At 48.3% G+C, this 24,220-nt stretch carries 18 protein-coding genes and 1 tRNA gene; 7 read left to right on the plus strand and 12 right to left on the minus strand.

Annotated elements, in window-relative coordinates; translation table 11 throughout:
• Positions 1 to 74, minus strand: a tRNA-Pro gene (locus Q0852_RS22365).
• A gap of 268 nt (positions 75 to 342) precedes the next feature.
• Between Q0852_RS22365 and Q0852_RS22370 the strand changes: the two genes are divergently transcribed.
• Both Q0852_RS22370 and smrA read left to right on the plus strand, forming a co-directional pair.
• Positions 343 to 483 (plus strand): DUF3149 domain-containing protein, encoded by a 141-nt coding sequence (locus Q0852_RS22370; RefSeq protein ID WP_299022386.1) that lies wholly within the window; start codon positions 343 to 345, stop codon positions 481 to 483.
• A gap of 129 nt (positions 484 to 612) precedes the next feature.
• Entirely contained in the window at positions 613 to 1,194 is a 582-nt protein-coding gene (smrA, locus tag Q0852_RS22375; RefSeq protein WP_299022389.1) for a DNA endonuclease SmrA, read from the plus strand.
• A gap of 60 nt (positions 1,195 to 1,254) precedes the next feature.
• Here the strand turns inward: smrA and Q0852_RS22380 are convergent, their stop codons facing one another.
• The 4 genes from Q0852_RS22380 to Q0852_RS22395 form a co-directional block, all read right to left on the minus strand.
• Positions 1,255 to 1,869: a LysE family translocator gene (locus Q0852_RS22380; RefSeq protein ID WP_299022392.1), complete on the minus strand. Its 615-nt coding sequence runs from the start codon at positions 1,867 to 1,869 to the stop codon at positions 1,255 to 1,257.
• Between the two features lie 130 nt (positions 1,870 to 1,999).
• A complete protein-coding gene (ybaK, locus tag Q0852_RS22385; RefSeq protein ID WP_299022395.1) occupies positions 2,000 to 2,476 on the minus strand; it encodes a Cys-tRNA(Pro) deacylase in 477 nt (158 codons plus the stop codon).
• 135 nt (positions 2,477 to 2,611) lie between these two features.
• Positions 2,612 to 4,285, minus strand: coding sequence for a bifunctional UDP-sugar hydrolase/5'-nucleotidase UshA (ushA, locus tag Q0852_RS22390; protein ID WP_299022397.1), 1,674 nt, complete (start codon positions 4,283 to 4,285; stop codon positions 2,612 to 2,614).
• 348 nt (positions 4,286 to 4,633) lie between these two features.
• Positions 4,634 to 5,995 (minus strand): Na+/H+ antiporter NhaC family protein, encoded by a 1,362-nt coding sequence (locus tag Q0852_RS22395; protein WP_299022399.1) that lies wholly within the window; start codon positions 5,993 to 5,995, stop codon positions 4,634 to 4,636.
• A gap of 429 nt (positions 5,996 to 6,424) precedes the next feature.
• Here Q0852_RS22395 and Q0852_RS22400 point away from each other — a divergent pair, with 429 nt between their 5' ends.
• The 5 genes from Q0852_RS22400 to Q0852_RS22420 all read left to right on the plus strand — a co-directional run bounded on the left by Q0852_RS22400 (position 6,425) and on the right by Q0852_RS22420 (position 17,002).
• A complete protein-coding gene (locus Q0852_RS22400; RefSeq protein ID WP_299022402.1) occupies positions 6,425 to 8,308 on the plus strand; it encodes a methyl-accepting chemotaxis protein in 1,884 nt (627 codons plus the stop codon).
• 349 nt (positions 8,309 to 8,657) lie between these two features.
• The gene (locus Q0852_RS22405) at positions 8,658 to 10,541 is read left to right on the plus strand and encodes a methyl-accepting chemotaxis protein (protein WP_299022405.1); all 1,884 of its coding nucleotides are present in this window, start codon (positions 8,658 to 8,660) and stop codon (positions 10,539 to 10,541) included.
• Between the two features lie 206 nt (positions 10,542 to 10,747).
• A complete protein-coding gene (locus Q0852_RS22410) occupies positions 10,748 to 12,631 on the plus strand; it encodes a methyl-accepting chemotaxis protein (RefSeq protein ID WP_299022407.1) in 1,884 nt (627 codons plus the stop codon).
• A 296-nt stretch (positions 12,632 to 12,927) separates the two neighbouring features.
• On the plus strand, positions 12,928 to 14,808 hold the full coding sequence (locus Q0852_RS22415) for a methyl-accepting chemotaxis protein (RefSeq protein WP_299022410.1): 1,881 nt from the start codon (positions 12,928 to 12,930) through the stop codon (positions 14,806 to 14,808).
• 313 nt (positions 14,809 to 15,121) lie between these two features.
• Positions 15,122 to 17,002 carry a methyl-accepting chemotaxis protein gene (locus tag Q0852_RS22420; protein ID WP_299022411.1) on the plus strand — a complete coding sequence of 627 codons (1,881 nt, stop codon included), beginning with the start codon at positions 15,122 to 15,124 and terminating at the stop codon, positions 17,000 to 17,002.
• A gap of 92 nt (positions 17,003 to 17,094) precedes the next feature.
• Here the strand turns inward: Q0852_RS22420 and Q0852_RS22425 are convergent, their stop codons facing one another.
• The 7 genes from Q0852_RS22425 to hemA all read right to left on the minus strand — a co-directional run bounded on the left by Q0852_RS22425 (position 17,095) and on the right by hemA (position 24,031).
• Complete coding sequence (locus Q0852_RS22425) at positions 17,095 to 18,351, minus strand: aromatic amino acid transport family protein (protein ID WP_299022412.1); 1,257 nt, start codon at positions 18,349 to 18,351, stop codon at positions 17,095 to 17,097.
• 290 nt (positions 18,352 to 18,641) lie between these two features.
• Entirely contained in the window at positions 18,642 to 19,496 is an 855-nt protein-coding gene (gene kdsA / locus Q0852_RS22430; RefSeq protein ID WP_299022414.1) for a 3-deoxy-8-phosphooctulonate synthase, read from the minus strand.
• Positions 19,497 to 19,571: 75 nt separating this feature from the next.
• Positions 19,572 to 20,381: a tetratricopeptide repeat protein gene (locus tag Q0852_RS22435; protein WP_299022415.1), complete on the minus strand. Its 810-nt coding sequence runs from the start codon at positions 20,379 to 20,381 to the stop codon at positions 19,572 to 19,574.
• Between the two features lie 2 nt (positions 20,382 to 20,383).
• A complete protein-coding gene (locus tag Q0852_RS22440) occupies positions 20,384 to 20,764 on the minus strand; it encodes a SirB2 family protein (RefSeq protein ID WP_299022416.1) in 381 nt (126 codons plus the stop codon).
• 14 nt (positions 20,765 to 20,778) lie between these two features.
• On the minus strand, positions 20,779 to 21,627 hold the full coding sequence (gene prmC / locus Q0852_RS22445; protein ID WP_299022421.1) for a peptide chain release factor N(5)-glutamine methyltransferase: 849 nt from the start codon (positions 21,625 to 21,627) through the stop codon (positions 20,779 to 20,781).
• Complete coding sequence (prfA, locus tag Q0852_RS22450; RefSeq protein ID WP_299022423.1) at positions 21,627 to 22,715, minus strand: peptide chain release factor 1; 1,089 nt, start codon at positions 22,713 to 22,715, stop codon at positions 21,627 to 21,629. Before prfA ends, prmC begins: the two co-directional genes overlap by 1 nt.
• A 53-nt stretch (positions 22,716 to 22,768) precedes the next feature.
• Positions 22,769 to 24,031, minus strand: a complete 1,263-nt coding sequence (hemA, locus tag Q0852_RS22455; RefSeq protein WP_299022426.1) for a glutamyl-tRNA reductase — start codon at positions 24,029 to 24,031, stop codon at positions 22,769 to 22,771.
• Positions 24,032 to 24,220: the final 189 nt, after the last annotated feature.

A 24,220-nucleotide genomic window follows, 5' to 3' on the forward strand; every position in this document is an offset into this window, starting at 1 on the left:
TCGGTGAAGAGGGATTCGAACCCCCGACCCTCTGGTCCCAAACCAGATGCGCTACCAAACTGCGCTATTCACCGACATTCTAAACAGCACTCTATGCTGCCGAGGCCGCTTATATTACTCGCCAATAAATTTTACGCAAGTATAAATCCGGATTTTTTTATAATCTGAACTTGTTTGCTCATCAAATCATCAAAACTATGAAAAGACTGTCCATTAAGTGATCGCAGCCCCACAAAGAAATACAATTATTAAACAACACACCCACCATTGATCCAGATCATCATAACAATTTTGCATCATTGTTTATCTTGTAGCCACTATCCCACGACGAAAGGACTGAACATGGATTTTTGGCTAGATCTTTTATTCGGCAACGCCGTTGGCCTATCTTCAATGATCGTGATCTTTGGAGCCTTGGGATTAATGCTTTTTTTCGCAGGCTACTTTGTTTACAAAGCCCTGTCTGCACCTTCTCCTCACTAGAGCCATTTGCTAAGCCAACTGCTTGCACCAGGGACAAAGTGTCGGTCTTGTCCCTGGGTTTCTTTTTGCTCTCCTCTCTGGAATGAAACTTGGTATAATCAAAGCTCCATAGTCAGATTCCGAAGCACCATGTCAGATTACGATGAACTCGATCTCTTCCGTGAGATGATGGCGGATGTATCGCCACTCAAGCAAGATCAGGTTGAAACCATTCAGAAACATCAGGTTACTGAAGCACATCTCGCCCGTCGACTTGCAGCCCAGACATTATCAGACAGTGATCCAGAATACTTGTCACTCGACTACGCAAAAATGCTAAAGCCTGATGATATAGTTGAGTTTAAGCGTGATGGTGTTCAGGACGGGGTATTCCGCAAACTTCGCCTCGGCAAATATGAAATCCAGGCCCGCCTTGATCTGCACCGTAAAACGCTGCAACAAGCCCGTGATGAAGTCCTCCAGTTCCTCAAACAATGCCAGCGAATGGACATACGCACAATGATTATCGTGCACGGCAAAGGCGAGCGTTCCAACCCGCCTGCTCTGATAAAAAGCTATGTGGCAACCTGGCTGGAGCAAATCAGCGATGTCATGTGCTTTCATTCGGCTTTGCGCCAGCACGGTGGAAATGGCGCACTTTATGTGATGTTAAAGAAAAGCCCCGAGCGCAAACTGGAAAACCGCGAAAGACACCAGAAACGCCAAAGCTAACCCAAGACATAAAAAAGAGGAGCAAACGCTCCCCTTTTTTTTTGGGGGTTTATTTTAAGGCTAAACCTGCACTATTACTCGCAAAGCCAGCAAAATCAAGACCACGCCAGAAAGCCGATCTATAAGCTGGGCCTTAAGCCTGAGCTTATCCAATACCTTTGGATTAGACAGTACAGATGCAATCAGGGTATACCAAAGCCCGTCCACCAGCAGCGGTGTCGCTACAATAACAGCCCGGCTGGATATCTCAGTACCTACCGCCACAAACTGGCTAAACAAGGCGAGAAAAAACAAAGCCAGCTTGGGGTTGAGCAATGAGATCATCAATCCATCACGAGCAGCCTCCGCCAGCTTCACCGGTTTGCCAGCTGCCAGCTTTGCTGCCACCCCACCCTTTGAGCACAATGCATTAACACCAAGATACGCAAGGTAAGCAGCTCCGGCGTAAGTGATCGCCGCGAACAGGGTCGGCGACTGCTTTAACAATACGGCCAAACCTAGCAATGTCAGCAGTGCATAAAAACCGACGCCTATAGCATGTGCCCATGATGTCACGACTCCATGCAAACGGCCCCCAGTCAAACTATGCTTGGCAACAACGGCCAGGCTTGGCCCCGGCGACATGGCACCGAGGATACAAATCATTAATAACGAAAGCCAAATACTAAATGTCATGCTTTACTCCTTATGCTGAACACAAGGTAGCAACGGAAAGCTATAATCTGAAATCATCACAGTTCTGATTTTAAGTTATTGTCATCAAATTCATAGAACCTCGCATTACCACGAGTACATACTTTCAGGTTTAGCTTTTGGCAATTGGCGCAAAGTTCCCGCCGGTCAGAGACAGCAAATCCTTAGGTGCCAGCTCAATTTCAAGACCACGACGACCTGCACTGACACAAATCGTCTCAAACTGCTCAGCCGATGCATCAAGAAATGTCGGCAAACGCTTCTTCTGACCTAGCGGACTGATCCCACCAACAATATACCCAGTCGTTTTTTCTGCGATCTTTGGATCGGCCATGTCAGCTTTCTTGCCGCCAGCAGCTTTCGCAGCCGCCTTCAGATCTAGCATTCCAGCAACCGGTACGATAGCCACGGCCAGCTTCTTGGCATCACCATTTAACGAGAATAGCAGGGTCTTAAATACCCGGCTCGGATCCTGTCCCAACACCTCGGCCGCCTCTAGGCCAAAGTTAGTATTGGCAGGATCGTGCTCATACTGGTGAACGGTGTAATCAATTTTTTGTTTCTTCGCTAATTTAATCGCAGGAGTCATAATTCTCTCGTGCTGTTATTTGTGTGACATTTAAAATCAATATATCTGACCAATCCACAATAAAAAAGCCCCGGTATAAAACCGAGGCTAGGTTCTCAGCTAGCATGAATTCATAACATGCCAGAACAAGAGGAATTATTTGTAAACAATCTCGCCTTTAGGTGCGAACTTGTTCACGTCAATTGGGCTGTTAGCTTCAAGGAAGTCTTTCAACACTTCAGCGTCAACGAAACCAGTGTTCACATAGCCTGGAAGCTCTGCAATTTTAGGGTAACCGTCACCACCCGCCGCATTAAAGCTTGGAATTGTGAAACGGTAATTTTCATTCATGCTCAATGGCTTACCGCCAATCTTCACATCATGCACCTTACCGTTCTCAACAACCATTGAGATACCGTAGAACTGCGCGTAAGCACCTGAATCAATTGGCTTGGTCGCAACCACATTCAGGTAATCCATCACTTCTTTACCAGTCATGTCGTTGTAAGTCACGATATTGCCAAATGGCTGTACAGTCAGAACATCTTTATAAGTGATATCACCACCTGCAATAGAGTCACGCACACCACCAGAGTTCATCACAGCAAAGTCAGCCTTAGCACGCTGCATGTGAGAAGCTGCAATCAGACGGCCCAGGTTAGTCTGCTGGAAACGAACCACGTTACGGTCACCTTCCAGTTTGCCGTTAGACTCAGCGATCTTCACATTCAGTTTTTCCTGCCCACGCTCCTGATATGGCTGCAAGAATGTTTTCACTTCTTGGTTCTGGGTAATTTCATCTTCAATGAAGACACGTTTCTTACTACCGTCAGCCAGCTTCACTTTCTTCTTCAGGTTAACCGGAACCAGATCGTAGCTAACCATCTGCAGTTCACCGTTCTTGAATTCAAAGTCAGCACGGCCTACATATTTGCCCCATTCGTGAGCCTGAACAATCCAGGTACCGTTCTGCTGATCCGGCTTACACACATCACCCGGCTTGAAGTTCTTGTTATACATGTTCGGACCTTCCATGCAGACAGGCTCTTGCGAGTGACCGCCAACAATCATGTCCAAATCACCTTCTTCAAGGTAGCGAGCCAGCGCTACATCACCCGGAGCATTAACACCGCGGTTAGCATTTTCATAGTGCCCCATGTGCGTTGCCGCAATAATTACGTCAGGATTTTCAGTCTCTTCCAGCTCAGCGATCAGTTTTTTCGCTTCATCTTTCGGATCGCGGAAGTCTATATCTGAAATGTATTCTGGGTTACCGATCTTGGCTGTATCTTCAGTTGTTAAACCAATAACGGCAATCTTAATGCCCTGCTGCTCAAAGATCTGGTACGCCTGGAACATACGCTCACCAGTCTTCTTGTCATAAATGTTTGCAGACAGCATTGGGAATTCAGCCCACTCTTCCTGCTGACGCAGTACTTCCAGCGGGTTATCAAACTCATGGTTACCCAGTGCCATTGCATCGTAGCCCAGCATGTTCATGCCTTTGAAATCAGGTTCAGCATCCTGAAGATCGGACTCTGGCACACCGGTGTTAATATCACCGCCTGAAAGAAGCAACGTTGTACCGCCTTGCGCAGCGACTTCGGTACGAATTTGATCAAGCAGTGTTTTACGTGCTGCCATACCATATTCACCGTGCTGGTTATGCCAGAAACGACCGTGATGGTCATTAGTGTGCAAGATAGTCAGTTTATACGTTTGATCAGCCTGCCACGACGGTACATTATCGCCGGCCTGGCCCGCACAACCTGCCAATGTAGCCAGTACCGCGGCTGTTAATGCTGTTCTTGCAAATAAACGTTGCTTCATGGGAATCCCCTTAACCTTAGGTTTTATTCTTCTACAAAGTGAGGCACCAATACCCCTCATCCTCACCGGAATATATCCTCTTATCCGGACATGCAGGGAGGGTTAAGCAATGGTGCACACTCTTCCATGTAAAGGTCTAAGTAGCTGTTTCTACTTATTTCAATGGCGCAAGTTTAAATTAATTGGTTAACGCATGCGTCCTGATTTCATCAATATGTTGACTGGATCACTTAACAAAGAATTTATGTCGTCAAGAGTTTGATTACACGCGAAAAAAAGCCCCGCATATGCGAGGCTTTTGATATCATTCTCAGTTTTTCAGCAAACAATGAACTGTTTCATATCACATTATGCATTGGCCAGCTTACGTGTAGGGTGTTTTACAAACACCGCAACGATAGCAGCAAAAGCCAGGAAGAAGCAGTAGTAAGAGTGACTGACCACTGCCAGTGGTGACAGACCAAAGACCGACCCCAGCAGCAAAGCCTGAGCACCATAAGGCAACAGCCCCTGAACCACACAAGAGAAAATATCCAGCAAACTCGCCGCCCGGCGCGGAGTCACGCCATTTTCTAACGCAAGCTCTTTAGCAACACCGCCCGATACAATAATGGCTACCGTGTTGTTTGCTGTACAGCAGTTCGTCAGGCTAACCAGGCCAGCAATCCCCATCTCACTAGCACGCAGGTTCTGCCCCTGTGTATGCTCTTTGCTAAACACACGGATAATACGGCTGATCAATGAGGTCAGGTACGCCAATCCGCCCTGCTGGCGCATCAGCTCACTGATACCGCCAATCAGCATCGATAGCAGGAAAATTTCCTGCATATTGCCAAAGCCGGCATATATGTCCTTACCATATGAAGCCAGGCCGTAGTCAGTTGTCGCGAACAGGCCAACACCACCTGCCAGCAAAATACCGATACTCAGTACCACGAATACATTAACACCTGATACCGCCAACATCAGAATGGTGATATAAGGCAATACTTTCAGCCACTCCACATCTGTTGCAGCCGGTACATCTGTCGGTGTGCTGCTAAGCATGAAGATAGCAATAGCAGTGATCGCCGCCGGCAAGGCAATACGCACATTTTCACGGAATTTATCTTTCATCTGACAGCCCTGTGAACGGGTTGCCGCAATGGTCGTATCAGAGATAATAGACAAGTTATCACCGAACATTGCACCACTCAGTACCACACCTGCAGTCAGCGCAATATCCATACCCGCAGCCTGGGCAATCCCCAAAGCAACCGGCGCAACAGCGGCAATTGTTCCCATCGAAGTCCCCATCGAAGTTGCGATGAAAGCGGAAATCACGAAAATACCCGGCAGGATCATACTGGCAGGCAACATCGACAAACCAAGGTTAACTGTTGCATCAACACCACCCGTCGCTTTTGCCACTGAAGCAAAAGCGCCGGCTAGCAGGTAAATCATACACATGGCAATAATGTCACCATGACCAACACCGTGCAAAAACTGCTCGATTGCCTTATTGAGCTTTTCCTTACTAAGTAATAACGCTACGATAACGGCTGGCAGGGCAGCAACCGGGGCCGGAAGCTGATAAAAAGCAAAATCTACCCCTTGCAGCGTCAGGTAACTACCGACACCGATAAAAAGCGCAAGAAAAATACCCAGAGGTAACAGCGCCAGGGCCGATGGGGTATGCGTTAAATTCGATTGTTGTGTTGTGTTCGACATGATGACTACAGGACATCTATTTTAAAATTTGCCTTAGACTAAGACTTAGCTCTAGATGTGTCAACATCTAGACGTCTAAACATCCAAAAAGACATCCGGTTACTTCATCTTTATACTCGAAGCAAAAACCTTCGGCCAATGATTCAACCACAATCAATGGCTGTTTGCTCCCGCAGAGTCATTAACCATATCGTACAAAAGACTCTTTACTTGCGTTAAAAAGCTCCCTATATCAGCTTTATTGTTATCTATTGAATCAAAAACATTTTTTTGACTATAACGCAAGAAAAACGTCAATTTATTCACTTTTGTATCGATTCTTGTCGTTCCATATGAATCTTGTCACTTTTTCGTGCATATTATTCTGGATGCCTATAAAATCCGCCCGGAACAATACTGAGAACCCCATTCCTTTGAGACTCTATAACAATGAAACTCACACTAAAGCAAAAACTCATAGGAGCCAGTTTGTCTGCGGTAGTCATTATGGCAACCGCCCTCACCTGGCTAGCTGCAAGTCAACTTCTTGACCAAACTCGTAGCGGTATTTACTCGCGCGCAGACAGCTTAGCTGCCGCCGCAACTAAAGGCATCTCGGATTGGATTTCCATCCGTAGCGACATCGCCTCTGCTTTTAATGACTACAGCACCGAAGCCAATGTAGTCCCTTTCCTGCAGCAGGCCCGCAAAGCCGGCGGCTTTGATGATATTTTCCTGGGGACACCCGCCGGCGGCATGTACCGCTCCCACCCAGAACGTAACCGTGCTGACTATGATCCACGTACCCGCCCTTGGTACCGTGATGCCCAAAGCGCAGGCAAACAAATGATCACAACAGCATACCGTGATGCCATTACCAATGCCCTGCTTGTGACCATTGCAGAACCTGTAATGAAAAACGGTACCATGGTAGGTGTTGTCGGCGCAGATGTACTTATCGATAAGCTTATTAAGGATGTGATCAGCCTGGATGTCGGTAAAAACGCCTATGCCATGCTAATCAACAAACAAGATGACAGCTTTCTGGCTCATCCGGATGAATCCCTGCTGCTACAGCCAATCAACCGCTACAGCCAGGATATCAACATGGCGAGCATTGAAGCTGCAGTTCAGGCGAACAGCATTGAAAATGCCACCATCAATGGCGAAGAAAAGCTACTGTATTTCGCTAATGTGCCGGGTACAGAGTGGATCCTGGGCATTGAGATGGATCGCGCTACTGAAGAAGCAAGCCACGCCAGTCTGCTACGCCAGCTGATCACCACATCAGTGCTCATTACCCTAATCGTAGTCAGCGCCGCCGCTTGGCTAGTCGGCTTCCTGTTCCGTGATCTTGGCCGAGTATCACAAGCCCTGGCTGAGATTGCCACCGGCGAAGGCGATCTGACCCAACGCCTGGAGCCTCGCAGTGATGATGAAGTCGGCCTGCTTGCCGACAACTTCAACCGTTTTGTCGGCAACATGCATGGCATGGTCAGCCGTCTGAGCGAAGTCTCTGCCTCTCTGAGCCAGCAATCCCATATCACAGCATCACAAGCTAAAGAACGTAGCACCCGTATCCAGCATCAGCAGGATGAAATCAACATGGTTGCTACCGCTATCAATGAGATGGCAGCGGCTACTCAGGAAATTGCCGGCAATGCTGACAACACAGCTCAGACATCAAGCGAAACGGTAGAAGTTTCCGAGCATGGCGCAACGCAGGTGAGTCAAAGCCAGCAGTCAATCGCCAGCCTGGCAGGCGAAGTTGAAACGGCAACCGGGGTAATTGAAGAACTCAACACCCACGCCCAGAGTATCAACACTATTCTGTCCACGATTCAAGGTATTGCCGAGCAGACGAACCTTCTGGCACTGAACGCTGCAATTGAAGCAGCCCGTGCCGGTGAGCAGGGCCGTGGCTTTGCCGTGGTTGCTGACGAGGTTCGAGTTCTGAGCCAGCGCACCCATGCTTCGACGCAAGAAATCCAGCAGATGATTGAGACCCTGCAGCAAACCACAGGCCGTGCAGTCGGCATTATGGAAGACAGCCGCCGTTTGGCAGAAACCAGTGTCGACGATGCCAACGCTGCCTCTGCCAGCCTGTCGCAAATCAACAGTGCGGTAACGAACATCAGCGATATGGCAACCCAGATTGCCTCTGCCGCAGAAGAACAGTCGTCAGTTACTTCTGAGATCACTCGCAACACCGAAGGGATCCGCGATGTATCTAACGAGCTGGCAGTAGAAGCAGGCGAAGCAGCACAACAAGCTGCCGAGCTATCTAATCTGTCGCACGAACTGCAACAAGAGATCAGTCGCTTCAAGCTATAAGCGCAACTCAACATAATAAAAGCGAGAGTCCCACTCTCGCTTTTTAATTTCCGCACAGAAGCACCTCTCCCACACACAATACTCACCCACCAGAATATTCCCTTACCGTATCATCCATACCTTGAACACCCAAACCTCCCCCTAATCGCACAAAGTACCCCCTTATAGGTCAAAAACACCTCAAACAAACACTTTGTATAACAAAAAGGCATAATATTGCTTCATTTCACAAACACAAATGATAATGTGTCTCAATAACGTTTATTAAGCGCGGTTGAAAAGTTCTCTGTCCTTGTTTACCCATCAGTGAGAGATGCATTTCACGCCGCAGCGTAAAACAGCAAACACAATGAAATTACTTTTAAAACAAAAACTAATCGCAACAAGCCTGTTCACAGTGCTGCTGATGGCTGGCTCACTGACTTGGCTGGCAGCCGACGAGTTACAAAGTCAGACCCGAGATGATATCAACACCCGAGCGAGAACCCTGGCCGCAACCGCAACCAAAAACATCAGTGACTGGATCGCTGTACGCTGTGAAATTATCCATACTCTGCATCACATCACAGACAAGCCTGCTATTAGCTCTTATCTGAAACAGGCCCAAAAGGCAGGCAGCTTCGATGATATTTATGCCGGTTTTCCAACCGGCACTTTCCATCGCGCCGATGAGTCACGCTACATGGCGGGCTATGATCCACGAGTTCGTCCTTGGTATCAGCAAGCTAAGCAAAAAGGCCAACAAATTATTACCTCAGCCTACCGCAGTGTCACTAGCAATGCTTTGATGATCACCATTGCAGAACCTGTCAGCGAAAATGGACAACTCTCCGCAATAATCGGTGGCGACATCCTTATCGAGCAGTTGGTAGAAGATATTGCACACCTGAATGTCGGTAAAAGTGCTCAGGTAATGCTTATCGACAAACAGACTAAATCCTTCCTGGCGCACTCGAAAAAAGCCCTTCAACTACAGCCAGTCACCGGATACAGCAGCATACTGAGTATGCAAAATATCAATGACACCATGCGAAGCCATGAGGTAGAAACCCTTACCATCAATGGAAAAGATAAGTTGCTTTACTTCACCCCTGTTTCTGGAACACAGTGGCTGCTGGCTATTGAAATGGACAAAGCAACCGAAGAAGCCGGCTATCACCACCTGCTGCAAAAGCTGATAATTTCCTCGCTGATCATTACTTTATTTACCGTGATATTAATTTCGGCTTTGGTTAACTTCCTATTCCGGGATTTAGGGCGAGTATCGGCAGCACTTGCAGACATAGCCAATGGCGAAGGAGACCTGACACAGCGCCTGGAGCCAGGCAGCGACGATGAAGTCGGCCAGTTGGCGCACAACTTCAACCGCTTTGTCGGCAATATGCACAGCATGGTGTCACGCCTTCAACAAGTATCAACCGCGATGAACCAGCAATCTGAACTCACGGCAGCACAGGCCGAAGAACGCCGAAATCGTATTCAGCACCAACAGGATGAAATCAACATGGTTGCCTCCGCCATTAACCAAATGGCCTGCGCAACCCAGGAAATTGCTGATAATGCCGATAACACAGCCAAAACAGCTGAACAGAGTGTCACAGTATCAGAACATGGCTCAACCCAGGTGAGCCAGAGCCAGCACTCAATCTCGAAACTGGCAGGAGAAGTTGAAACCGCAACAGGAGTGATCGGCGAGCTCGATATCCATGCCCACAACATCAACACCATTTTATCGACGATTCAAGGCATAGCCGAGCAGACTAACCTGCTGGCACTGAATGCGGCAATCGAAGCCGCCCGCGCAGGAGTTCAGGGCAGAGGCTTTGCCGTCGTTGCTGATGAAGTTCGAATATTGAGCCAGCGTACTCACAGCTCAACGCAAGAAATTCAACAAATGATTGAAAACCTGCAACGTACTACCAACCGGGCTGTAGGTATAATGAATGACAGCCGCCGCCTATCCGATACCAGTGTCGATGACGCCAATTCTGCTGCAGCCAGCCTGGCACAAATCAATAGCGCTGTTACCAACATCAGCGATATGGCAACTCAAATTGCCTCGGCTGCTGAAGAACAATCATCAGTAACAACCGAAATTACCCGCAACACCGAAGGGATCCGCGATGTGTCCAACGAACTGGCCGTCGAAGCCGATGAAGCAGCCAAGCAGGCCTCCGAGCTTTCAAGCCTGTCACATAAGCTGCAACAGGAAATAAACCGCTTCAAGCTGTAATAGACAGTTCCCCTAAACAAAAAGCATCCAAGTATCGGGCTTGGGTGCTTTTTTAAAAACTGAAGCCAGTTAATAACCAGCCAAGAGATTACAAAATCATCGAAAAACCGAGAAAAACGGTGATTTTGATTGCATTTCTTCCGCAACTATTATGAGTTTGAATTTTCAGTCGCCATTAGACTTTTTACTCCAATGCTTTATAAATAATGCAATTATCTCTTAAGCACAAAATCATTGGCTCTTGCTTATCGGCTGTCATTCTCATGGCCACAGCCTTAACCTGGCTTTCTACAAATCAGCTATATAACCTGATCGTCAGTAATGTTTATACACGTACTGAGAGTTTGGCTAACACAGCGACTGATAGTATTTCTGAATGGGTGGCCATTCGCACCCAGATTGTCCACTCAGTCAATAGCAACATCACTCAGACCGACGATATTATTCCTTACCTAAAACAAGCTCTCAAAGCAGCTAACTTTGAAGATGTCTATTTTGGCAAGGCAAATGGTGAAATATATAGCCCTTATCCAGAGCGTATACTGGCAAATTATGACCCGCGCACTCGTTCTTGGTACAAAGACACAGTTAACGCAGGAAAACAGGTTATTACCCCTGTTTATCGGGACAGCACCACCAATGCCTTATTAATTACCATAGCCGAACCCGTCATGAAAAATGGCACCCTGATTGGGGTACTTGGTGCAGACGTACTCATTGATCAGCTAACCGATGACATTATCAGCCTGAGTGTAGGCAAGGGTGCTAAAACCATGCTTTTGAGCGATAGTGGCACCATCCTGGCGCACCCGGACAGCAGCTTAATCCTACAACCTTACAATCGGCTCAGCCCGAAGCTAACCCAGCAACTCATTACTGAATCCACTGCGAAAAAACAAGTTAAACTAATTTCAATTGGTGGTGTGGAGAAAGGCTATTATTTCGCTGAACTTCCAGGTACTAACTGGACATTAGCATTTGAAATGGATAAAGAAACAGAGCTTGCCAGCTATACTAATTTAATCACTACACTTACTGTCACAGCCATAGTCATTGCTTTGCTTGTATTTGCAGCAGTTGCTCTGCTTATCAGCTACCTGTTCCGTGATCTGGGCCGAGTTTCTGACGCCCTGGCTGAAATTGCTACCGGTGAAGGCGATCTGACCCAGCGCCTGGAGCCGCGCAGCGATGATGAAGTCGACCAGCTGGCGCATAACTTCAACCGTTTTGTCGGCAATATGCACGGTATGGTTAGCCGCCTGAGTGAAGTATCGGTATCCCTGAGCCAGCAGTCAGACAGGACTGCCGAACAAGCTGAAGAGCGCAGCACCCGAATCCAGCACCAGCAGGATGAAATCAACATGGTCGCTACCGCAATCAATGAAATGGCGGCAGCAACCCAGGAAATCGCCGGTAATGCCGACAATACAGCCAAAACATCCGGTGAAACCGTTTCTGCAGCCGAACACGGTGCCGACCAGGTTAACCAGAGCCAACAGTCCATCAGCAGCCTGGCTGGTGAAGTCGAAAATGCAACCGGTGTCATTGAAGAACTTAACACTCATGCCCAGAGCATCAACACTATCCTGTCTACCATTCAGGGCATTGCCGAGCAAACTAACCTGCTGGCACTGAATGCTGCAATTGAAGCCGCCCGTGCCGGTGAGCAGGGTCGTGGCTTTGCCGTGGTTGCTGACGAGGTTCGTGTTCTGAGCCAGCGCACCCACGCCTCGACTCAGGAAATCCAGCAGATGATTGAAACGCTGCAGCAAACAACCGGTCGTGCCGTCGGCATTATGGAAGACAGCCGCCGCCTGGCTGAAACCAGCGTTGATGATGCTAACGCCGCTTCTGCCAGCCTGTCGCAGATCAACACAGCGGTAACTGGCATCAGCGATATGGCAACCCAGATTGCCTCAGCGGCAGAAGAACAGTCATCTGTAACATCTGAAATCACCCGCAACACCGAGGGGATCCGCGATGTTTCCAACGAGCTGGCAGTAGAAGCAGGTGAAGCCGCCCAGCAAGCTGCTGAGTTATCTAATTTGTCGCACGAGCTACAGCAGGAAATCAACCGCTTCAAGCTATAAGAAACTGTAGCTTCAAAGTTAATATGAACGAAAATGCGAGGGTCCATGGCTCTCGCTTTTTTCATTGATAATTCCCACCCAGCACAACTACGTGAGTTGTTGACGGTTTAAGCTTTAACAGCCGCGGTCGCCTCTTCCCTATATAAGAAATTGAAATGTCGTGATAAAAAATTGAAATGTCGTGATAAGAAATTGGAATGTCGTAATTTCCTTACACTTCATAAAACCAATCAAAACAAAAACATCTATTCCAGACTCTACAAATCGCATGCCCGGGGGGCAGCAACTTGATAACAATGAAACTATCGTTAAAACAAAAAATAACAGGCGCCAGCCTTTCGGCTGTAGCTGTTATGGCTACAGTCCTGACCTGGCTGGCAACAACTCAACTTTATGATCTGACACGCACCGGCGTTCAGACCCGCGTGGAGAGCCTGGCTCAGACTACCACAGACGGCATTGCAGACTGGGTTGCGATTCGTACCCAAATAGCCCATACCGCAACAGATTACGCAACAAACGAAAACATTATTTCTTACCTGCAACAGGCACAAAAAGCAGGAGATTTTGATGATGTGATCCTTGGTACCGTCAATGGTGAAATGTTCCGTGCCCGTCAGGAAAGAAACCGCGCCGGATACGACCCACGGGTGCGTCCCTGGTACAAGCTTGCTGTCAGCGCTGGCAAACAGGCTATTTCACCAGTTTACCTTGGCAGTAGCACCAAAACGCTGAGAATTTCCATCTCAGAGCCTGTCTATCAGAACAACCAACTGGTAGGTGTACTTGCAGCCGAAGTACTGATCGATCAGCTGATCAACGATGTCATTAACCTCAATGTCGGTATCAATGCTCAGGCAATGCTGCTCAGCCGTAACGGCTCTGTTCTCGCTCACACTGATAAGAACCTTATCCTTCACCCCTTCAGTCGTATTAGTCAGGAACTGACACTCCAACGTATCCTGCAAGCCAGTGCCGAGCATTCGATGGAGATAATTTCAGTTAACGGCAAAGATAAAGTCTTCTACTTCTCTGAAATTCAGGGAACAGACTGGATACTGGCATTCGAAGCTGACAAGGAAACGGAACTGAGCAGTTACAATGACTTATTTAACAAGCTCATTCTTATCGCCATCGCAATTACGCTGTGTATGATTGCACTTGTTGCCTCTCTGGTTAACTACCTGTTCCGCGATCTCAGCCGTGTATCTGACGCCTTAGCTGAAATTGCTACCGGAGAAGGCGATCTGACCCAACGCCTGGAACCGCGCAGCGATGATGAAGTCGGCCAGCTGGCGCATAACTTCAACCGGTTCGTAAGTAACATGCATTCTATGGTTTCTCGCCTGAGCAAAGTATCCGTTTCTTTGAACCAGCAGTCGGAACTGACAGCATCACAGGCCGAGGAACGCAGCACCCGAATCCAGCACCAGCAGGATGAAATCAACATGGTCGCTACCGCAATCAATGAAATGGCGGCAGCAACCCAGGAAATCGCCGGTAATGCAGACAATACAGCTAAAACATCCGGTGAAACCGTTTCTGCTGCCGAACACGGTGCCGACCAGGTTAACCAGAGCCAACAGTCCATCAGCAGCCTGGCAGGTGAAGTCGAAACGGCAACGGGTGTCATTGAAGAACTTAACACTCATGCCCAGAGCATCAACACTATCCTGTCTACAATTCAAGGCATTGCCGAGCAAACTAACCTGCTGGCGCTGAATGCTGCAATTGAAGCTGCCCGTGCCGGTGAACAAGGTCGTGGCTTTGCCGTGGTTGCTGACGAGGTTCGCGTTCTGAGCCAGCGCACCCACGCCTCGACTAAGGAAATCCAGCAGATGATTGAAACGCTGCAGCAAACAACCGGTCGTGCCGTCGGCATTATGGAAGACAGCCGCCGCCTTGCTGAAACCAGCGTAGATGATGCTAACGCCGCATCTGTCAGCCTGTCGCAGATCAACACAGCAGTAACTGGCATCAGCGATATGGCAACCCAAATCGCCTCAGCGGCAGAAGAACAGTCATCGGTTACATCTGAAATCACCCGCAACACCGAGGGGATCCGCGATGTTTCCAACGAGCTGGCAGTAGAAGCTGGTGAAGCCGCCCAACAAGCCGCCGAGCTATCTAATCTGTCGCACGAGCTACAGCAGGAAATCAGCCGCTTCAAGCTGTAAGAAACTGTAGCTTCAAAGTTAATAAGAACGAAAAAGCGAGGGTTCATGGCCCTCGCTTTTTTTACCCTCTTCACTCAGAAAATTATTCACCCTCACCAAAATCCAAGTCAGCGCATGATGCACCATCATTATTTTCTATATAACTACCACAAGACATAACCCACCCAATGCACCTTGCGAATATGCAATATCCCACAAAGACATAAATTTACAATAAAAACGAGATAATCATCACGTTTTAGTATAAATAAATGAGGATTTATATAAGATCGGACCAGTGAAAGATTTCAATCTTCGTTTCCAGAGACTCATCATGCAATTATCACTAAAACAAAAAATCATTGGTTCCTGTTTATCTGCAGTAGTTATTATGGCCTCTATACTGACTTGGCTTGCAGCAAACCAGTTATCCAACACCACTCAAAATGGTATTTATAACCGAGTCGAAAGCCTGTCCAAAGCTTCCTCCACCAGCATTTCAGACTGGATTACAATCCGCTCCCAAATCGCCAAAGCCGCTGGTCACTACACGCAGCAAGACGAATTTGTCTCTTACCTGCAACAGGCCCGCAAAGCAGCAGGGTTTGATGATATCTACTTCGGTACACCAAGCGGTGAGATGATCCGTTCACGCCCTGAGCGTAATCAAGCGGGATACGACCCTCGAATCCGCCCTTGGTATAAAGAAGCAGTGAAGGAGGGCAAACAAATAATTTCCCCGGCATACATTGGCGCCTCAACTAACGCCCTGCAGGTTACTATTGCGGACCCCGTTTACCATAACGGAAAGCTCCTAGGTGTTATGGGAGCCACTGTCATGGTCGAGCAGCTAATCGATGATGTGATCAGCCTAAATGTGGGTGATAATGCCCATGCGATGTTACTAAGCAATAACGGGACTATCCTGGCGCACCCAGATAGCCGTTTGATCTTAGAACCTTATAACCAATTAAGCCCAGAGCTGACCGTCCCTCGCATTCGCGAAGCACTCAAAAACAATGCAATGGTAGCGGTGACGATCAAAGGCGTGGAAAAACTGTTCTATTTTGCCGATATACCGGGATCTGACTGGGCGCTGGGTATCGAGCTTGATAAGGCCACAGAAATGGCTGGGCACACTTCCCTGTTGCGTGATCTAATCACCACATCGGCCATTATTACTCTGATTGTCGTGGCAGCAGCTTCCGCACTGGTCAATTTCCTGTTCCGCGACCTTACCCGCGTCTCTGATGCTCTGGCTGAAATTGCGACTGGTGAAGGCGACTTAACCCAGCGACTAAAACCACGAAATGAGGATGAAGTCGGCCAGCTGGCTCACAACTTCAACCGGTTCGTAGGTAACATGCATTCTATGGTTTCTCGCCTGAGCAAAGTATCCGTTTCCTTGAACCAGCAGTCGGAACTGACAGCATCACAGGCAGAGGAACGCAGTGCGCGTATTCAACACCAACAACAAGAAGTCAATATGGTTGCAGCTGCGATCAATGAAATGGCCGCAGCAACCCAGGAAATCGCTGGCAACGCCGACAATACGGCCAAAACATCCAGTGAAACGGTTTCCGCTGCCGAACACGGTGCCAACCAAGTTAACCAGAGCCAGCAGTCCATCCGCAGCCTGGCCGGGGAAGTCGAAACGGCAACCTGTGTTATTGAAGAACTGAACACACATGCCCAGAGCATTAACACGATTCTATCTACCATTCAGGGTATTGCCGACCAGACTAACCTGCTGGCACTGAATGCCGCGATTGAAGCCGCCCGAGCAGGAGAGCAAGGCCGTGGTTTCGCCGTGGTTGCTGATGAGGTTCGCGTTCTGAGCCAGCGTACTCATGCTTCAACACAAGAAATCCAGCAGATGATTGAAACACTGCAGCAAACAACCGGTCGTGCCGTCGGCATTATGGAAGACAGCCGCCGCCTGGCTGAAACCAGTGTTGACGATGCTAACGCAGCATCTGCCAGCCTGTCGCAAATCAACAGTGCCGTCACCAATATCAGTGATATGGCAACCCAGATTGCCTCTGCGGCAGAAGAGCAGTCATCAGTCACGTCTGAGATCACTCGTAGCACCGAGGGGATCCGTGATGTATCCAACGACCTGGCAGTAGAGGCTGACGAAGCAGCAAAGCAAGCTGCCGATCTGTCGAACCTATCTCATGAACTGCAGCAAGAAATCAGCCGCTTCAAGCTGTAAGAAACAGTTGCTTCAAGGTTCTGTCTAGTCCTAAAAAAAGGCTCGCCGTTCGGCAAGCCTTTTTTTATTTCTTATGTATTAACGTAAGTGGATTAGATCAAACTAAACACAATCGCAGAGACCGCCAACAGCCCCGTTACCAGTATGAAATAGGTACTGAATTTACCGCGATATTCTTTCATGGCATCGACCTTGTATACCGCCAGCATTGGCATAATAAACAGGATCATCGCAATCACCGGGCCAGACAGTGCTTCCATCATACCCAGAATGCTCGGGTTCATCACCGCAGCAAACCAGATAGCGAAGAACATAAACGCAATACCCAGCTTGTCCAACTTAGCTGGCGCCAGCTTAACCTGCTTTTGCAACATACCGTTCAGGCTCTCTCTTGCGCCCATGAAGTGGCCAAGGAACGAAGATGAAATGGCAATAAACGCGATTAATGGGCCAAGTGTCACAATGAACGAGCTATCATGGACATTAGCTAAGTAAGACAGCACCGATACATTTTGCGCTTTTGCTTCCAGCAACTGCTCAGGACTAAGGCTCAGTACACACGAGAAAACAAAAAACAGCACGAAAGAGATCAACATCACTGAAGTACGCTTCAGAATAAGCTCTGATTTTTCTCCGGCCTCATCACCGTAATGACGACGCTGTGCATTAGCAAAACTGGAAATTGCAGCCGCATGGCTAAAGGCAAATACAGTTACCGGTATCGCAAGCCATAACGTAATCGAAAAACTACCTGCTTCCGGCAACACAGAAAGGTCAGGCATATGCCAGTTCGGGATCAAATAGAAAGACAAACCAGCCAGGATCGCCGCCAGCGGGTAAACAATCACCTCAAAGGCTTTAAGCATCACCTTTTCGCCCGCCATCATGATTGCAATCATCGCAAACACAAGCACACCAGATAGCATGATCCGAGGCGGTGAAGCCATACCCAGTTGGTTGACAATAAAGCTGTCTACAGTGTTAGTCAGGCCCACACCATAAATAAGCAGGATCGGGAAAATAGACAAGAAATACAGCAGGGAAATCAGGCGTCCTGCACTAGCACCAAAATGTTCTTCCACCACATCGGTGAAATCAGCGCTCGGCTTAGATGAAGACAAAACAAAACGCGCCAGACCACGGTGGGCAAGAAATGTCATAGGGCCTGCCAATACCGTCATGATCACCAGAGACCAAAAACCTCCAACGCCAATATTGATCGGCAAAAATAAAATACCGGCACCAACAGCTGTACCGAATAAACTTAGCATCCAGCTAGTATCGTGTTTACTCCAGCGAGAAACTGTCTCCCCTGTATTACTAAGAGGTATATCTTGAGATAATGACACGCAACACCCTATATCTACGAAATTTTACTCGGTGTTGAGTATACAGATGCAGAATTAAATACTCACAAAGAGACCGACAAACATCTCGCTTTGATTTCGCATGACAAATAGGCATATAACCCAGCATTGATGGATTGAATAATAAATATCACCAATAAAATGGCCTAAAGTAGATTGATTCACTAAATTTTCGCGAATTTCATTTTTTTTTATTTTCAAAGTATCGTATAAAAAAACAACAGCCCAGCAGGTTTCCCTGCTGGGCTGTTCATTTTTCCGATTAAATTCGGTTATTTGATTTCAATCGGCTCAAAACCTTTGATCAGATCATCAATCTGTTTGATCTGAGCCAGGAATGGTTCAAGCTTATCCAGCGGGAAGGCTGATGGGCCGTCACAACGCGCCTGATCCGGCGTTGGGTGAGCTTCCATAAACAGACCAGCAATGCCTGTTGCGATACCAGAGCGAGCCAAATCCACTGTCTGTTCACGACGGCCACCAGATGCCGCACCTTGTGGATCACGGCACTGCAATGCGTGCGTCACATCAAAGATGATCGGGCTACCCTTTGATGCCTTCTTCATTACATCAAAGCCCAGCATATCTACAACCAGGTTGTCGTAACCATGCAGCACACCACGCTCACAAAGGATCACGTTCTCATTGCCACATTCAGCGAATTTCTCAACAATGTTACCCACCTGACCCGGGCTCATAAACTGAGGTTTCTTAACGTTGATCACGGCACCCGTTTTCGCCATTGTTTCAACCAAATCAGTCTGGCGAGCCAGGAACGCCGGTAGCTGGATAACATCCACTACGTCGGCTACAGGCTGTGCTTGGTACTGCTCGTGAATATCCGTAATGATCTTCACACCAAAAGTATCTTTCAGTTCCTGGAAGATCTTCAGGCCTTCTTCCATGCCCGGACCACGGTATGAATGAACTGAAGAGCGGTTTGCTTTATCGAACGACGCCTTAAATACATAAGGAATACCAAGCTTGTCAGTCACTTCAACATACTTCTCACAGATCTGCATAGCCAAATCACGAGATTCCAGTACGTTCATGCCGCCAAACAAGACAAACGGCTTGTCATTGGCAACATCAATATCACCAACTCGAACAACTTTTTGTTCCATCATATCTTCTCTTCTCATTCTGTAAGTTGACGCAATAGCAAAACCTTATGCTATTGCCTCTGAATGCATCACCAGCAATCAGTGTAGGATCAAAGGCTCTTCGTAAAGTGCCTCAACCTGCAATTTCAGTAGCTCTGCAGCCGGATCTTCCGGGCATTGCTCAATAAAATACTCATAGTCCATTGCCGCCACATGGCTACATTCGAGCTGCTGATAAATATAGCCGCGATCACGGATTTCATGCGGATCATCAGGGCGAAATTCCAGCACCATGTCACTGCAGCGCAGTGCATCGACATAATGCTCCTCCCGCAGCAAAGCACTCTTCATCACTGTTAGCCAGCGAGTCAGGATATCGCTGTTTTCCGCTGTATCCAGATCTGCCGATTGCAATTTGATAAACGGCCCACGGTGTCCTTTCAGCCACGCACTCATTGTACGCTTACTCAGGAATTCACCGTCAAACGGATTAATGTACTGCTGCTCACCATCATACCAATCAATCTTAAGGATAAACTGGGTTGGGAAACCGACGCTACTAACCGGCAGGTCAAGATGACGGGCAAGATACAAAAAAATCGCACCAAGGCTCACCGGTATCCCTTTCTTACGTTCCAGTACTTTGTCCAGAAACACATTTTCAGAAGAAAAGTACTGCTGATGGTCACCGTGGAATCCCCACTCCCGGTAGAACAAACGGATCAAACCTTCCAGGCGCAAGTGTGGATTAAGCTCATCCATCAATACCTGCTCAGCCTCCTGAGCCAGTTTTCTCAGCTGGAGCCGAACCCAACCTGCAGGAAAGGCCGGATCAACCGCCGCTGTCATTTCCAGCGCACCTTCCACCAACGGCATTTGTTCTAGCTCTTCATCAGTAAAACGCAACATGATTACCCCAGGAATGATGATTTAGTCATAGCTATGTTTGCGGCTGCCATTACCCACCCCAGCGAGCCTAAAAAAGTAAAGGTTTTAAACACCTTATTTTTTCCGTACTTCAGGGTGAAAAAGCCTAGAGCAATGTAAGCCAGTACACAGCTCAGCTTCTGAGTCATCCAGTTAGCGGACTCGGTAAAAGGAATAAAGCCTGTGATAAAAATCAACGCGACACCAGTAAGTAATAAAATGGTATCAACCACATGTGGTGTCACTTTAAAAAACTTTTTTTCTGTCAGCGATGAGTCTGCCATCATAAGGCCATAACGGATCACAAACATAATAACACTCAGGGCAATTGCCACCATGTGAAGGTGCTTAAACGCAGCGTACATATAAAGCTCTCTCTCTATCCTTGCCAGCAGCCCATGGTTACCCGATCAAGGCCGGCATAATCCTGTGCTGTTGAGACCTGGCTATATCCCAGTTCCAGTAAAATATTTCGTACCGCTTCCCCCTGCTCAAAACCATGTTCCATCAGCAGCCAGCCGCCAAGTTGCAGAAACTGACGGCCTTCGTCACTGATAATACGAATATCAGACAAACCGTTTTCTTCAGCTACCAAGGCGCTTTTCGGCTCAAAACGGACATCACCCTGATCAAGGTGGGGGTCGGTTTTATCTATATAGGGGGGGTTACTGACGATAACAGCAAAACGATCGTCGGCAGTTAAAGGGCTATACCAGCTTCCTGACAGAAAGCGGGTATTGGTAATTTGTAAATTCTGACTGTTATTCTGTGCCAACTGTGCTGCTTCGGGACGCAGGTCGATACCGGTAACTTGTAGGTCAGGACGTTCCGAAGCAATTGCCAGGGCAATCGCGCCAGTACCAGTCCCTAAATCCAGCACTGAGCAAGACTCAGCCGGTATTTTCTCTAACGCCAGTTCGACAAGTCGTTCAGTATCCGGTCGCGGGATCAATGTGTGTGGCGCCACTTTAAGTGGCAGCGACCAAAATTCACGTTCACCGACAATATAAGCTACCGGCTCACCCACCATGCGGCGCTGCAACACAGCCTCAAATGCCGCCATCTGAACACTGTCGAGTGTTTTTTCCGGCCAGGTTAGCAAATAGCTTCGAGGCTTATCCAGCACATGGCACAGCAATACCGCAGCATCTAGCTGCGGGCTCTCTGAGCCCGCATCTGCCAGCTGTTGCGCCGTCTGCCTCAACAGCGCTTCAATGCTTAGCGACATTAGTTTTGTTCAGCCATCGCAGCCAACTGATCAGCCTGGTGCTCCTGCAGTACCGGCTGGATCAGGGTATCCATATCGCCTTCCATCACTTCGTTCAGACGGTAGATAGTCAGGTTAATACGGTGATCAGATACGCGGCCCTGTGGGTAGTTATAGGTACGGATTCGGTCCGAACGATCGCCTGAACCCAGTAGGTTACGACGGGTGCTCGCTTCCTCGGCATGGCGCTTTTCTTCTTCAGCCTGAATAATACGCGCAGCTAGCACTGACATCGCTTTGGCTTTGTTCTTGTGCTGCGAACGCTCGTCCTGACACTCCACCACAATACCGGTCGGCAAGTGAGTAATACGAATCGCTGAATCCGTGGTGTTAACGTGCTGACCACCCGCGCCTGATGCACGGAAAGTATCAATTTTCAGATCGCCTGCATTAATTTCAGGAATTTCCGCTTCTGGCACTTCAGGCAATACAGCTACAGTACATGCTGATGTATGCACTCGACCCTGAGATTCTGTTGCCGGAACACGCTGAACACGGTGACCGCCAGATTCAAACTTCAGTGTGCCGTACACACCTTCGCCGTTGACCTTTGCAATCATCTCTTTGTAGCCGCCATGCTCGGCATCGTTGGCACTCATCACTTCAACACGCCAACCACGGCTTTCCGCATACTTACTGTACATACGGAACAAGTCACCGGCAAAGATACCCGCTTCGTCACCACCAGCACCGGCACGGATTTCGATAAAGCAGTTACGCTCGTCATTCGGGTCTTTAGGAATCAGCAGAACTTGCAGCTCATCTTCCAGGCGGATAATTTCAGCCTTGGCTTCCTTCACTTCTTCCTGCGCCATTTCACGCATTTCAGGATCATCTTCTTTGGCCATTTCCTCAGCAGTTTCAAGATCTTCTTTGGCTTGCTGATATGCTTGGAAACACTTAGTCACTTCTTCAAGCTGTGAATACTCGCGGGAAAGCGCACGGAATTTATTCTGATCGCCAATCACATCCGGATCGCCAAGCAGGTACTGTACTTCTTCGTAACGCTCAACCAGCGTTTCTAATTTCACTAAAATAGAAGGTTTCATAATCGACTTAAATATTTGTTCCGGTCATGGCAGCGCTCAGGCGCAGCCTCATATTAATTCTTTACGGACTCCAGGCCCAGAGTTTCGCGTATCACAGCCAGTTTTTCCGGCTCACCGTTATGGGCAGCCTGCTGCATCGCCCGGGTCGGTGCATGGATAAGTTTATTGGTCAGCTTATTGCTTAGCTCTGCCAGTACTTTCTCCGGCTCACTGCCATTGGCAATCGCCTGAAGGCTCCGGTTAAGCAACTCAGCTTTAATATCTTCGGCATAGCAGCGGTACTGACGGATACTATCGACCGCCTCAAGGGAGCGGAGCCAACTCATAAAGGCCGCACTCTCTTCACTGACTATCGCTTCGGCCTGGATCGCAGCAACTTTGCGCTGCTCACGATTTTTTTCCACGATGCTATGCAGATCGTCAACAGTATACAGGTAAGCATCGTTTAACTCGCCAACTTCCTGCTCAATATCCCTAGGGACGGCAATATCAACCAGCAGCATCGGCTGGTAACGTCGAGCCTTAAGCCCTTTTTCAACCATTCCCTTGCCAACGATTGGCAACGGGCTGGCTGTCGAGCTAATAACAATATCGGCACGGTGAATATAGTCTGGAATATCTGGTAAACCGATCACTTCCGCACCGAATTCTGCCGCTAAACCTGCCGCCCGCTCTTTAGTACGGTTCGCGACAATCAGCTTATTACACCCTTGTTCAACTAAGTGACGAGCAACCAGCTCGATAGTTTCACCTGCGCCAACCAATAAAACGGTAGCATCTGACAGGGATTCGAAAATTTGCTTGGCAAGCGAGCAAGCTGCAAACGCAACCGAAACGGCATTGCCACCGATATCTGTTTCGGTGCGCACCCGTTTGGCCACAGTAAACGATTTGTGAAATAGCTTCTCCAGCATACCATGAACCGCATCGTGCTCACGGGAGTCGGAATAGGACTGCTTGACCTGGCCCAATATCTGAGGTTCACCGAGTACCAGGGAATCTAACCCGCAAGCCACGCGCATCAGATGACGCACAGCCGCCTGCTCTTCATGGAAATAAAGACTTGGCATTAACTCTTCGGCGGTGAGTTGATGAAATTGGGTCAACCAGTCAATGAGGATCCCCGGCCCGCTCTGTGTCACATCGCAGTAAAGCTCTGTTCGGTTGCAAGTCGAGACGATAACGCCACTATTAACTTCCGGGTGGGCTTCTAACTGCTGCAATGCCTTTGTCAGCTTTTCCGGTGGAAATGCAACACGTTCGCGCAATTCAACCGAAGCTGTTTTATGATTTATTCCTAATGCAAGCAATGTCATGGAGACGGTGTACCAACTTCGCCGGTGAAAAAGATCCAGGGCGGGATTTTACTTGATGACCCACCGTAATTAAAGAAACTAACGCAATCAATGTGGCATTACTGACTAAATGAGGCTCTGTTGTACTTCTGTGTTGCTACGTTATTCAAGCGAGCAACCTATAGTCTATAGGAAGGCTCTCTTTAGCCT

It is taken from the genome of uncultured Photobacterium sp. (assembly GCF_947502415.1).
Taxonomy (GTDB): domain Bacteria; phylum Pseudomonadota; class Gammaproteobacteria; order Enterobacterales; family Vibrionaceae; genus Photobacterium.

Excerpts from the sequence above, each read along its gene's own strand:
- Q0852_RS22370 (WP_299022386.1), top strand. The coding sequence starts at position 343 with ATGGATTTTTGGCTAGATCTTTTATTCGGCAACGCCGTTGGCCTATCT.
- smrA (WP_299022389.1), top strand. The coding sequence starts at position 613 with ATGTCAGATTACGATGAACTCGATCTCTTCCGTGAGATGATGGCGGAT.
- Q0852_RS22380 (WP_299022392.1), bottom strand. The coding sequence starts at position 1,869 with ATGACATTTAGTATTTGGCTTTCGTTATTAATGATTTGTATCCTCGGT.
- ybaK (WP_299022395.1), bottom strand. The coding sequence starts at position 2,476 with ATGACTCCTGCGATTAAATTAGCGAAGAAACAAAAAATTGATTACACC.
- ushA (WP_299022397.1), bottom strand. The coding sequence starts at position 4,285 with ATGAAGCAACGTTTATTTGCAAGAACAGCATTAACAGCCGCGGTACTG.
- Q0852_RS22395 (WP_299022399.1), bottom strand. The coding sequence starts at position 5,995 with ATGTCGAACACAACACAACAATCGAATTTAACGCATACCCCATCGGCC.
- Q0852_RS22400 (WP_299022402.1), top strand. The coding sequence starts at position 6,425 with ATGAAACTCACACTAAAGCAAAAACTCATAGGAGCCAGTTTGTCTGCG.
- Q0852_RS22405 (WP_299022405.1), top strand. The coding sequence starts at position 8,658 with ATGAAATTACTTTTAAAACAAAAACTAATCGCAACAAGCCTGTTCACA.
- Q0852_RS22410 (WP_299022407.1), top strand. The coding sequence starts at position 10,748 with ATGCAATTATCTCTTAAGCACAAAATCATTGGCTCTTGCTTATCGGCT.
- Q0852_RS22415 (WP_299022410.1), top strand. The coding sequence starts at position 12,928 with ATGAAACTATCGTTAAAACAAAAAATAACAGGCGCCAGCCTTTCGGCT.
- Q0852_RS22420 (WP_299022411.1), top strand. The coding sequence starts at position 15,122 with ATGCAATTATCACTAAAACAAAAAATCATTGGTTCCTGTTTATCTGCA.
- kdsA (WP_299022414.1), bottom strand. The coding sequence starts at position 19,496 with ATGATGGAACAAAAAGTTGTTCGAGTTGGTGATATTGATGTTGCCAAT.
- Q0852_RS22435 (WP_299022415.1), bottom strand. The coding sequence starts at position 20,381 with ATGTTGCGTTTTACTGATGAAGAGCTAGAACAAATGCCGTTGGTGGAA.
- Q0852_RS22440 (WP_299022416.1), bottom strand. The coding sequence starts at position 20,764 with ATGTACGCTGCGTTTAAGCACCTTCACATGGTGGCAATTGCCCTGAGT.
- prmC (WP_299022421.1), bottom strand. The coding sequence starts at position 21,627 with ATGTCGCTAAGCATTGAAGCGCTGTTGAGGCAGACGGCGCAACAGCTG.
- prfA (WP_299022423.1), bottom strand. The coding sequence starts at position 22,715 with ATGAAACCTTCTATTTTAGTGAAATTAGAAACGCTGGTTGAGCGTTAC.
- hemA (WP_299022426.1), bottom strand. The coding sequence starts at position 24,031 with ATGACATTGCTTGCATTAGGAATAAATCATAAAACAGCTTCGGTTGAA.